This window comes from Desulfofundulus thermobenzoicus, assembly GCF_009428905.1.
Lineage (GTDB): Bacteria > Bacillota > Desulfotomaculia > Desulfotomaculales > Desulfovirgulaceae > Desulfofundulus_A > Desulfofundulus_A thermobenzoicus.
The window spans coordinates 1-11,204 of record NZ_WHYR01000073.1; the positions used below are offsets into that span (position 1 = coordinate 1).

Annotated in this window: 11 protein-coding genes and 1 pseudogene; 2 read left to right on the plus strand and 10 right to left on the minus strand. The window is 57.4% G+C overall.

The genetic code is table 11. The features are described 5' to 3' along the window. Positions 1-421, minus strand: a pseudogene (locus GFC01_RS16780) (hypothetical protein); the annotation flags it as partial. 257 nt (positions 422-678) lie between these two features. Here GFC01_RS16780 and GFC01_RS16785 point away from each other — a divergent pair. Continuing rightward, on the plus strand, positions 679-1,149 hold the full coding sequence (locus GFC01_RS16785) for a MarR family winged helix-turn-helix transcriptional regulator (protein ID WP_243137667.1): 471 nt from the start codon (positions 679-681) through the stop codon (positions 1,147-1,149). Between the two features lie 22 nt (positions 1,150-1,171). Beyond that, positions 1,172-1,537, plus strand: a complete 366-nt coding sequence (locus GFC01_RS16790; RefSeq protein WP_152948305.1) for a helix-turn-helix domain-containing protein — start codon at positions 1,172-1,174, stop codon at positions 1,535-1,537. Between the two features lie 157 nt (positions 1,538-1,694). Here GFC01_RS16790 and coaBC read toward each other — a convergent pair whose 3' ends face one another. The 9 genes from coaBC to GFC01_RS16835 form a co-directional block, all read right to left on the minus strand. Then, positions 1,695-2,903, minus strand: coding sequence for a bifunctional phosphopantothenoylcysteine decarboxylase/phosphopantothenate--cysteine ligase CoaBC (coaBC, locus tag GFC01_RS16795; protein ID WP_152948306.1), 1,209 nt, complete (start codon positions 2,901-2,903; stop codon positions 1,695-1,697). A 17-nt stretch (positions 2,904-2,920) separates the two neighbouring features. Continuing rightward, on the minus strand, positions 2,921-3,124 hold the full coding sequence (rpoZ, locus tag GFC01_RS16800) for a DNA-directed RNA polymerase subunit omega (protein ID WP_152948307.1): 204 nt from the start codon (positions 3,122-3,124) through the stop codon (positions 2,921-2,923). Between the two features lie 50 nt (positions 3,125-3,174). Next, on the minus strand, positions 3,175-3,771 hold the full coding sequence (gene gmk / locus GFC01_RS16805; RefSeq protein WP_152948308.1) for a guanylate kinase: 597 nt from the start codon (positions 3,769-3,771) through the stop codon (positions 3,175-3,177). Positions 3,772-3,778: 7 nt separating this feature from the next. Then, positions 3,779-4,057 (minus strand): extracellular matrix/biofilm regulator RemA, encoded by a 279-nt coding sequence (gene remA, locus GFC01_RS16810; RefSeq protein ID WP_152948309.1) that lies wholly within the window; start codon positions 4,055-4,057, stop codon positions 3,779-3,781. A gap of 21 nt (positions 4,058-4,078) precedes the next feature. Next, positions 4,079-4,957 (minus strand): YicC/YloC family endoribonuclease, encoded by an 879-nt coding sequence (locus GFC01_RS16815; protein ID WP_152948310.1) that lies wholly within the window; start codon positions 4,955-4,957, stop codon positions 4,079-4,081. A gap of 112 nt (positions 4,958-5,069) precedes the next feature. Further along, positions 5,070-6,263 (minus strand): pyridoxal phosphate-dependent aminotransferase, encoded by a 1,194-nt coding sequence (locus tag GFC01_RS16820; RefSeq protein WP_152948311.1) that lies wholly within the window; start codon positions 6,261-6,263, stop codon positions 5,070-5,072. 143 nt (positions 6,264-6,406) lie between these two features. Continuing rightward, on the minus strand, positions 6,407-7,585 hold the full coding sequence (locus GFC01_RS16825; protein WP_152948312.1) for an LL-diaminopimelate aminotransferase: 1,179 nt from the start codon (positions 7,583-7,585) through the stop codon (positions 6,407-6,409). Between the two features lie 261 nt (positions 7,586-7,846). Next, a complete protein-coding gene (gene dapF / locus GFC01_RS16830; protein ID WP_152948313.1) occupies positions 7,847-8,701 on the minus strand; it encodes a diaminopimelate epimerase in 855 nt (284 codons plus the stop codon). A gap of 380 nt (positions 8,702-9,081) precedes the next feature. Continuing rightward, the coding region (locus tag GFC01_RS16835) for a cation-translocating P-type ATPase (protein WP_152948314.1) at positions 9,082-11,204 on the minus strand (2,123 nt) is incomplete at its 5' end.

An 11,204-nucleotide genomic window follows, 5' to 3' on the forward strand; every position in this document is an offset into this window, starting at 1 on the left:
ACCCTCCCCTGCTCCTCCCCCAACTGGGCCATATTACCTCTGCCTTTCGGGAATAGTTCCGGTCGCCCCCTTCCCCTGGGAAGCCGTTTTCCGGTCCCTGGCAGGCGGGCGCGCTACCATGGGGCGGCGCGGACGGCGACGGTATACCTGCCCCTTCCCCGGGGCGGTGGCGTGGTGCGTGAACGATAGTAATGCTGTTTAAAATCAACTCATCCTCCCTGATTATTTCCCCGGCCTTATAATGGCGCCGGCGGATTTCAGCCCGGGGAATGAAGGCGGAAAACTCGGCTACAATATCCTGTTTGCTCCGACGGGACATGGACATGTTCACATCACCGATGCGAATCTCCGCCTCATCCACCTGCCGCCACTGATCATCCCGGTTCCTCCCCGGCTGTTCCGGCCAGTAGCGGAAAAACATGGCACATCCCCCTCTGTTATAGTACTATAACAGAGGGGCAGCGGATACGGCCGGAAAAAAATAAATTACTTACCCGGTACAAAAAAGAAAAAAAATACTGGTATACATTGACTAAAAAGTTTAATATGTTTACAATTTAATCAGGTCCCCCGTAAGAAGTTTTCTCAAAATAAGTTTTCCATGAAAACTGTCGTTTCCTCCCCGATGTGACCAAATTTTTTAATGAGGGGCATTATTTTCCGAAGGGAGGGCGTTTATTGACGGTCACCCATAACCCAACGGTCAATGGGGGAGATGGCTACCTGGCCATCCGCACCGTAATTGAGTTAACCCGGACCATGGACCTGCTGGATGACATCCTGGCCAGGCATTTTGCCCGATTCAACCTTTCCCAGGCCAAATTCAATGCGCTGATGGAACTTTATTACGCCGGCGAGCAGGGCCTTTCCCTTTCCGAGCTGGGCCAGCGCATGCTGGTAACCAGGGCCAATATCACCGGTTTGATGGACCGGATGGAAAAAGACGGCCTGGTCATCAGGAATGTGGACCCCCGGGACCGGCGGGTGTTTCGGGCGCGGATCACCCCCCGGGCGGTAGAACTGCTCAAGTTTGTTCTTCCCGTGCATAACCAGGTGGTGACCAGAGCCATATCCTGCCTGAACCCGGATGAAAAAAACACCCTCATTTCCCTGCTGCAAAAATTGCAGCAGGGCCTGGAGGAAATATAAAGCAAATAAGGAGGAATGTTGTTTGATTTGTTCCAGATGCAAAGAGGAAATCCCCGCTGGAGAAAGTTACGATTACTTCGGCCAGAAACTGTGTGAAGACTGTTATATGGCGGCCCTGGAACCGCCCAGGCCCTGCGACCCGGCCGCAGTTTCCAGCGCCACGGCCACCAGAAAACAACTGGGCCAGCGAGGAACCGACGGCCTGACCCCCATACAGAAAAGAATTTATGAATATATCAAGGAGAAAGGCCGGGCCACCAGGGAGGAACTGGTTGCCGCCTTTGATCTGCCCCGGTGGGAACTGGAAAAACAGTTTGCCGTTTTGCGCCATTGTGAGCTGGTCAGGGCGACCAAGGAAGGAAACCAGATCTTTCTCACCCTCTGGTAAAAATCTACCGGCCAGGGCCCGGCACTCACTGGTATACAGGTTTTCGCAAGACCGGTGGTATCGATTAAAGTTTGAAACACCGGAAGTAGAAAGTAGTATTCCGGTGAGTGCCGGGCAAATAAAGGCACGTCCGGCGGCCATACCGGAATCCTGTGGCCTACGCCGGAGATTTTCCGGAACGCAGTTCCACCACCGCATCCCAAATGCGGTGGGCCAGGGAAAGCTTGTCCATCAGGGGCAGGGGTTGGATGTGCCCGCCGGGATAAACCATTTTGACAATATTGGTATCACTGCCGAAGCCGGCGCCGGGTTGGGTTACATCATTGGCCACCAGCAGGTCCAGGTTCTTTTTCTCCACCTTCTGGAGGGCATTGGCTTCCAGATCTTCCGTTTCAGCCGCGAAACCCACCAGGATCTGCCGGGGTGCCTTCCGCAGTCCCAGTTCCGATAGGATATCCGGATTTCTGACCAGTTCCAGGATAAGGGAATCCGTCCCCTTTTTTATTTTCTGTTCCGCACAAACCACCGGGCGGTAGTCGGCCACCGCCGCGGCCTTCACCACCACATCCTGCTCCGCAAAGCGTTCCATTACAGCCCGGTACATCTCCCGGGCCGTTTCCACGGACACCAGTTCCACACCGGCGGGCGGCAACAGGCTGGTAGGAGCGGAAACCAGGGTTACCCGGGCACCCCGCTGAACGGCGGCCCTGGCCAGGGCGTAGCCCATTTTCCCGGAACTGCGGTTGGAAAGGTAACGCACCGGATCCAGGGGTTCCCTGGTTCCCCCGGCTGTAATGAGCACTTGCAAACCGGCAAGGTCGTCCCTGGTAAAAAATCCCTGGATATATTCCAAAATCTCCGCGGGCTCCCGCATACGGCCCCGCCCCTGGACGCCACAGGCCAGACGGCCATCCTCCGGTTCCAGTATATGCAGCCCCATCTCCCGCAACCGGGCCAGGTTGGCCTGCACGGCCGGGTGGCTGTACATCTGAGCGTTCATGGCCGGACAGAGGACCACCGGACAGTTAACGGCCAGAAGGGTGGTGCTCAGCAGGTCGTCGGCCAGACCGTGGGCCAGTTTGGCCAGGATGTTGGCCGTAGCCGGGGCCACCACCACCAGATCCGCCCGGCGGGCAAGCTCAATATGGGGAATGGGTCCGCCGGGCCCGGGATCAAAGATGCCGGTATGCACCGGTTGCCCGGTAAGGGCGGCAAAGGTCAGGGGACGGATAAATTCACCCGCAGCCCTGGTCATAATCACATGCACCACGGCACCGGCCCGGGTCAAAGCGCTGGCCAGTTCAGCGGTTTTATAGGCGGCAATACCGCCGGTTACGCCCAGGATCACCGACCTGCCCGCCAGCATTTCCTTCTCCTCCCCCGTCATTTCAATCCGTGCCTGGTCCGCCGGTAGCGGATCAAACCACGGCTCACCTCTTTCAATGCCCTGGTTACCGGTTTTTCCGCCGGAGCATTCTCCTCCCCTTCCATTTCCGTAATCTCCCTGGCCCTTTTAGCGGCTATGACCACCAGGGTATAACGGCTGTCCACCTTTTTCATCAGTTCATCCAGAGACGGCTGGTTCATGACAACCCTCCGAACCTTTCAAGTGTTCAAATGCCTTTATTCACCCGGCTTCAGCCCACCCAACTGGGGTCCAGTTTCACCCGCCGGGGCCGGCATTTTTCGGCGGTGAGAATGGCCTGGATGGTAACCACGGCTTCCGCCACCTGCCGGTTGATTACCACATAATCATAACGCTCCAGATATTGCAACTCGGTATCGGCCCACTGCAGGCGCCTTTCAATTTCTTCCATGGAATCGGTGCCCCGGCCTTTCAAACGGGCAGCCAGTTCCGCCCGGGAAGGGGGTAAAAGAAAAATCAATACCGCCATGGGAAACTTTTCCTTTACCTGCAGGCCGCCCTGCACGTCAATTTCCAGCAATACGTCTTCACCCCTGGCCAGGGCCTGTTGCACCGCCCTAACCGGCGTGCCGTAATAGTGGTTGTAAACCCTGGCCCACTCCAGCAATTCCTGCCCGGCCACCATATTTTTGAACTGCTCCTCGGAAACAAAAAAGTAATTAACCCCGTCCACTTCCCCGGAGCGGGGTTGCCTGGTCGTTGCGGAAACGGACAGGTGCAGTCCGGGTTGTTTCTCCAAAAGGACCCGGCAAACAGTTCCCTTGCCGGCCCCGGAGGGACCGGACAAAACCAGCAGCACTCCATCCATGGGACCATCACTCGGCCGGTTCTTCCACCGGAACCGGAACACTCTCCTTGTTTACCAGGCGGTGGGCCACCGTTTCGGGCTGAACGGCGGAAAGAATAACGTGATCGCTGTCCGTAATAATCACCGCCCGGGTGCGCCGTCCGTAAGTGGCATCCACCAGCATCCCCCGGTCCCTGGCCTCGTTGATAATGCGTTTGATGGGTGCCGATTCCGGGCTGACGATGGCAATAATGCGGTTGGCCGAAACGATATTGCCGAACCCGATATTGATCAGTTTAATTTCCATGGTTATCCCCTTTCCCACGGATTATTCGATATTTTGCACCTGCTCCCGGATTTTTTCCAGCTCGCTTTTCATCTCCACCACAGCCCGGCTGATTTCCTGGTCACCGGCCTTGGAGGCGATGGTATTTATTTCCCGGTGCATTTCCTGCAACAGAAAGTCCAGTTTACGCCCCACAGGCTCGGTTACATCCATGAATCCCCGAAACTGGGCCAGATGGCTGTACAGGCGCACCACCTCTTCGGTAATGCTGGAGCGTTCGGCAAAGATGGCCACCTCCATGGCCAGACGGGACTCATCCAGGGTCGTGCCCGGCATCCATTCGGCCAGCCGCTGGGTCAGGCGCTGGTGATATTCGGCGACCACCCGGGGTGCCCGGTCCTCAATTTGTTTTAAGATCAGGGCAATCCTGTCCAACCGCCCATCCATATCGGCCTTTAAGCGGGCACCCTCGGACCGGCGCATGGCCAGCAGTCCCTCCAGCGCCCCGTCAAGGGCCTCCTGAATCACCGGCCACCATTTCTCTACCTCTTCCTCCGGCTCCTCCAGAACCAGCACCCCCGGCAACCCCGTCAGGTGTTCCAAAGTAATGGAGCCTTTCAATCCCAGGATGGACTGCAGTTCCTCCATTGCCTTATAATACGATGCGGCCAGGCCTTTGTCAACTTTTACAACTTGACTTTTCTCCGCGCATTCTTCCATGGAAATATAACCATCCACCCGGCCCCGGGCAATGCGGGACTGGATCACCCTTCTGATCCGGTCTTCCAGGGAAACCATGTTCCGGGGCAGGCGTAAAAAAATCTCACCAAAACGGTGGTTCACCGCCTTTAGCTCCACGGTAAACCTTTTCCCCTGGCCGCTGGCTTCACCCCGGCCGAAGCCGGTCATACTCTTTAACAAAAACCCGTACCCCTTTCTAAAAAACACATTGTTAGGGAATACACCCGGCCCCGGGGCTTAAGCAAACAGCTTAAAGCAGGGGATTTTCAACGCCACCGGGACCGTTTTTGTTTCATTTAATCTCTTTCAACACCTGTTCAATGCGATCCAGCCCCTCGCGGATATTTTCCATGGAAGTGGCGTAGGAAAGGCGGAAGCACCGGTCATCGCCAAAAGCCACCCCCGGAACCACCGCCACCTTTACTTCATCCAGCAGAATTCCGGCCAGGTCGGTGGCTCCTTTGATGGTGTGATCCTTATACTGGCGGCCAATATAGCCGTCTATGGAAGGGAAGAGATAAAAAGCTCCTCCCGGCCGGTTGCAGTTAATGCCCGGTATGGCCTGCAGCCGTTCCAGCATATAATCCCTGCGCCGACGAAACTCCTCCACCATCTCCCCCACCGGTTCCTGGGTACCGGTGAGGGCGGCCACGCTGGCCGCCTGGGCAATGGAGGTGGGATTGGAGGTGGAATGGCTCTGTAAATCGGCCATGGCTTTGGCCACCGGCGCCGGGGCCGCTGCGTAACCGATACGCCAGCCCGTCATGGCGTAGGCCTTGGACATGCCGTTGATCACCACCGTTTGTTCTTTGAGCGCCGGGCTCAAGGAGGCAATGCTCACGTGCTCAAGACCGTCGTAAAGCAGTTTTTCGTATATCTCGTCGGAAATGACGATCAACCCGTGCTCCAGCACCGCATGGCCCAGGGCGGAAAGCTCTTCCCGGGTATACACCGCACCGGTGGGATTGCCCGGGGAGTTAATAATGACCATTCTGGTGCGCCGGTTGACCACCGACAGCAGTTCTTCCACCGTCAATTTAAAGCCATTCTCCTGCCTGGTTTGCACGATCACCGGCACGGCGCCGGCCAGCTTTATTTGCTCCAGGTAGCTGACCCAGTAAGGAGCCGGTAAAATCACCTCATCCCCCGGCTGCAACAGTACCTGCATGGCGTTGTACAGGGAATGCTTGGCCCCGGCGGAAACCACAATTTCTTCCGGCCGGTAATCCAAACCGTTGTCATTCCTTAGTTTGTCCACAATGGCCTGCCGTAACTGCATTGTTCCGGCCACCGGCGTGTACCTGGTCATGCCGGCCCGGATGGCGGCAATGGCCGCTTCCCGGATATGTTCCGGGGTGTCGAAGTCCGGTTCACCGGCGCCGAAATTAACCACCTTTTCGCCGGCGGCAATCATTTTTTTCGCCCGGGCGTCAATGGCCAGGGTGGGCGAGGGACTGATATTTTTGGCCCTTTCGGCCAGTCTCATGGCTTTTCACTTCCTGTTATAGATTAGAATTGGACAAAGCATTTACTTTTAGCACCGGCCTTCCAGGCCGGATACCCGGTGGATGGCCTTCGCCGTTATAATGCCCGCCAATGGGCACCACGGTTCATCCCGGTTTTGCGTCCCTAAAACCGTACCGGCCCGATGTTTTGTTTGATCCGTGTCACCGCTTCTTTAAGCCGGCCGGTATCCACGGTGAGGGACATGCGGAAATAACCGGCTCCGTTGGGGCCGTAACCAGTGCCGGGGGTGATCACCACCGAGGCCTTTTCCAAAACCAGTTCGGCGAAAGACTCGCTGGTGTGCCCGGCCGGCACGGGAGCCCAAACGTAAAAGGTGGCTTTGGGTTTTGTCAGTGACCAGCCAAGGGAATTGAACCCGTCCACCAGGATGTCCCGCCGCTCCCGGTAGACGGCGTTCACCCGGTCCACAACCTCCCGGGGACCCTGCAAACCGGCCATGGCCGCATACTGAACGGCCTGGAACTGGCCGGAATCCAGGTTTGACTTCAAACGTCCCAGGGCTTCGATCACCTCCCGGTTGCCGGCGGCCCAGCCAATGCGCCACCCGGTCATGTTAAAGGGCTTGGACACGGAACTGAATTCAATGCCCACCTCTTTGGCCCCAGGCACCTGGAGAAAACTGGCGGGGCGGTAGCCGTCGTAGGCCACTTCCGAGTAGGCGGCGTCATGGCAGACCAGTATTTCATACTCCCGGGCAAAACGCACCACTTCGGCAAAGAAGGATTCTTCGGCCACGGCGCCGGTGGGGTTGTTGGGGTAATTCAGGAACATCATTTTGGCCCTTCTGGCTATTTCCACAGGGATATCCGCCAGGTCGGGCAGGAACCCCTTTTCCGCCTTCAACGGCAGGTAATAGGGCATTGCCCCGGCCAGGATGGCCCCGCCGGCATAAACGGGATAACCCGGGTCCGGCACCAGCACCGTATCCCCGGGGTTGAGATAACACCAGGAAATATGGGCGATGCCCTCCTTGGAACCAATGAGGGCAACCACCTCATTTGAAGGGTCCAGCTCAACGCCAAAACGCCTTTTATACCAGTCGGCCACGGCCCGGCGGTAGCTGAGCATGCCCACCGAGGAGGGGTACTGGTGGTTGGCCGGGTTCCGGGCTTCCCTGATCAGCTCCTGGACGATGTGGTCCGGGGTGGGCAGGTCCGGATCGCCTATACCCAGGCTGATGATATCCACGCCGGCCGCCCGCTTTTCTTCAATCAGCCGTTCAATGCGGGCAAAAAGATAGGGAGGTAAATTTTTAATCCGCTGTGCCTGCTCAAAATGCAAAACTAAAACCTCCTTAATAATGATCATTAATCGTTGGCCGTCGGATTCAAGCAGCCAGCGGCCAAAGACAATCGAGGGCTTACAAGCAATTCCTTTTGCCCTTGTGTAATAAGCTGGTTCCATTGAAATACCGGGTAGATTTAACTTGCTTTATGGACTTCATTATTATTGAAATGTTCCCATGAAAATACCAGGCAAAAGGACACCGGTCTATAAACAAACTTCCATAAGTTCGGTATCGCCTGCAGGACATAAGGCGGATTAACATGTTGTTTGTTCACACGGTATTTCCCCGCAGAAAACCTCTTCGGCAGGGCCGGTCATGTATAAATGCCCGTCGGCGGCCCATTCAATGAACAGGGTTCCTCCGGGCAGATGAACATGAACTGATCGTCCGGTATGGTTGTTCAAAACGCAGGCCACCGTGGTAGCGCAGGCACCGGTGCCGCAGGCCAGGGTGGGACCGGCTCCCCGTTCCCACACCCGCACTTTAACTTCCCCATCGTTTAAAACCTGCACAAATTCCACATTGGTTTTACGGGGGAAGAAAGGGTGTTTTTCCAGCCCGGGGCCCAGCCCGCCCAGATCCACCTGTTCCACATCGGGAACAAAAAGAACACAGTGGGGATTACCCATGGAGACGGCGGTTATGTAAAAAGTCTGCCCATCCAGCACCAGGGGCTCATTAACCACTTTCCCCGGCGGACCGATCATGGGGATTTCCCGCCGCTCCAACCGGGGTGGACCCATATCCACCCGCACCGCTTTCACTTTACCCCCTTCGGTTAGCAGGCGGGGTATCATTACACCCGCGCCGGTTTCCACCCGGATTTCTTCCCGGTGCATGCCGCCCCGTTCATAAAGATATTTGGCCACGCAGCGGATGGCATTACCGCACATTTCCGCCTCGCTACCATCGGCATTGATAATTCTCATGTGCACATCGGCCTGCCGGGAGGGCTGGATCAAGACCAGGCCGTCGGCGCCGATGCCGAACTGGCGGTGGCATAACCGGCGGGCCGCTGCCGGCAGGTCTTCCCCCGGCGGCCATTCCTGATTGAACAGATCAACCAGGATAAAATCGTTGCCCAGGCCGTGAACCTTGTAAAAACGCAACGCAAAGCCTCCCTTTATTGGTCGTTATATTGGTCGTTGATGTTGGTCATTGGATTTGAACCCGGGAAAATAAAACCATGGGCAATCATCCCCGGGGGGTCCGGCCCCTGGTCACCACGCTCCGGCAGTTGGTGGTTAAATGGTTATTCCGAATACCTTTTGTGAATATTTTTACCATCATCCACCAAACTATGAGCGGGCGGGGATTGAGTTAGTATTTCGCTCCTTTGGCCGGTTTTCCTGCAAAAAAATCAAATTTCCTCCCTGTCACTTTATTTTTGAGTTTTTCCACCATAATATTTTCAATAATAAAGCAGGCCGGGTTCTTGCCCGGACCCAAACCCTTTCGGGAAAGGGCAGGAAATTACCGGCCGGTACAATCAAACTTTTAGATACAGGACCTTCTCCCTGGCCCGCAGCTGCATGTGCCGGAAAATGGTATTGGCCAGTGGTGGTGCCAGGGATACCAGCAGGATAATTATCCACTGGTAAACATCCAGGGGCCGGGTATGGAACACCGGCCGCAAAAAGGGCACATAGTTTACAGCCAGCTGCAGGACCATGGAACAAAATACAGACAGCAGCAGGTAGGGGTTGGAAAACAGTCCCACTTCCCAGATGGAATGATGCTCGGAACGGCAGGTAAAGACAAAGAATAGCTGGGAAAAAACCAGGACGTTAAAAGCCATGGTCCGGGCCAGCTCCAAGGAGCCGTGCCCCCGGTGGCAGGCCCAGGCAAAAACCAGCAGGGTGGAAAGGCCGATGACCATGCCGCTGCCCAGGGTGCGCCAGGCCAGGCCGTGGGCAAAAATGCTTTCCCGCGGATGGCGGGGACGCCGGTACATGATATCGGGATCCGCCGGATCCACTCCCAGGGCCATGGCCGGCAGGCCGTCGGTAACCAGGTTCATCCATAAAATCTGGATGGGCACCAGGGGCAGGGGCAGGCCGGCCAGCACGGCCAGAAACATCACCAGCACCTCACCCACGTTGCAGGAAAGCAGGTAGCGAATGAACTTGCGGATGTTGTCATAAATACCCCGCCCCTCTTCCACGGCCGCCACAATGGTGGTAAAGTTATCGTCGGCCAGGACCATGGCTGAGGCTTCCTTGGTCACGTCCGTGCCGGCAATACCCATGGCAATGCCGATATCGGCTTCCTTCACCGCCGGGGCATCATTTACCCCGTCGCCGGTCATGGCCACCACATGGCCGGCATTCTTCAACGCCCGCACTATACGCACCTTGTGCCGGGGGGATACCCGGGCATACACCGCTACCTGCGGCGCCAGGCGGCACAACTCCTCGTCGCTCAGCCCGTCCAGTTCGGCCCCGGTTAAAATCTGCCCTTCCCGCCCTAAAAGGCCCAGTTCCCGGGCCACGGCCGCAGCCGTCAGCCGGTGGTCGCCGGTAATCATCACCGCCTTGATACCCGCCCGCCGGCAGCGCTGTACGGCGGCGGCCGCCGCCGGCCGGGGCGGATCGATCATTCCCGCCAGTCCCACAAAGATCAGGTCCCGTTCAACGCTGGATTCTGTAAATTCCCCCATGCCGGCAGGCAGCCGGCGCCAGGCCAGGGCCAGCACCCTTAAGGCAGCGGAAGCCATTTCCCCATTCTGCTTTAGTATTTCCTCCCGGTCCCGGGGAGACAGGGGCACCACCCGGCCCTGCCGGTAGTGATGGGTACACAGTTCCAGGATCACATCCGGTGCCCCCTTGACATAGGCGGCCAGGGAACCATCTTTATGGCGGTAGACCACAGTCATCCGCTTGCGTTCGGAATCGAAGGTAAACTCCCCTTCCCTTTTTTCCTGCCGTTCCAGTTCTTCCCGCCAGACACCCCCCTTGGCCGCCATCACCAGCAGTGCTCCTTCCGTAGGATCGCCGTGGATGGACCAGGCGGGCGATTTCCGGCCCGGGCCGCGGAATAAACCACCGATGGGTATCTCGCCCCGGGTGAGGACGGCGTTGTTGCACAGGGCGGCTATTTTGAAAAATAACTGCCTTTCCCCGGCAGCGGGTGAAAGGGACGTAATAATGTCACCCCGGGGCTCATAGCCTTCGCCGGTGATTTCCATGGCATGCCAGCCCACCAGTGCCCGGCGGACGGTCATTTCATTCTGGGTCAGCGTCCCGGTCTTGTCGGAACAGATCACTGTGGCACAGCCCAGGGTTTCCACCGCCGGCAATTTACGAATAATGGCCCGGCGGCGGATCATCCGCTGTACGCCAATGGCCAGGGCCACCGTAACAATGGCCGGCAGTCCTTCGGGGATGGCGGCCACCGCCAGGCTCACCCCGGCCAGGAACATCTCATAAAGGGGTTCACCGCGATATACACCCACCAGCACCACCAGGGCGCAAACGAAAAGGCAAAGGGCCACCAGCCACCGCCCCAGCTGGCCCAGGCGGCGCTGCAGGGGCGTTTCCTCGCCGCCCGCTTCCTGGATTAAGCCGGCAATCCTGCCCATCTCCGTGGCCATACCGGTGGCCACCACCAGGC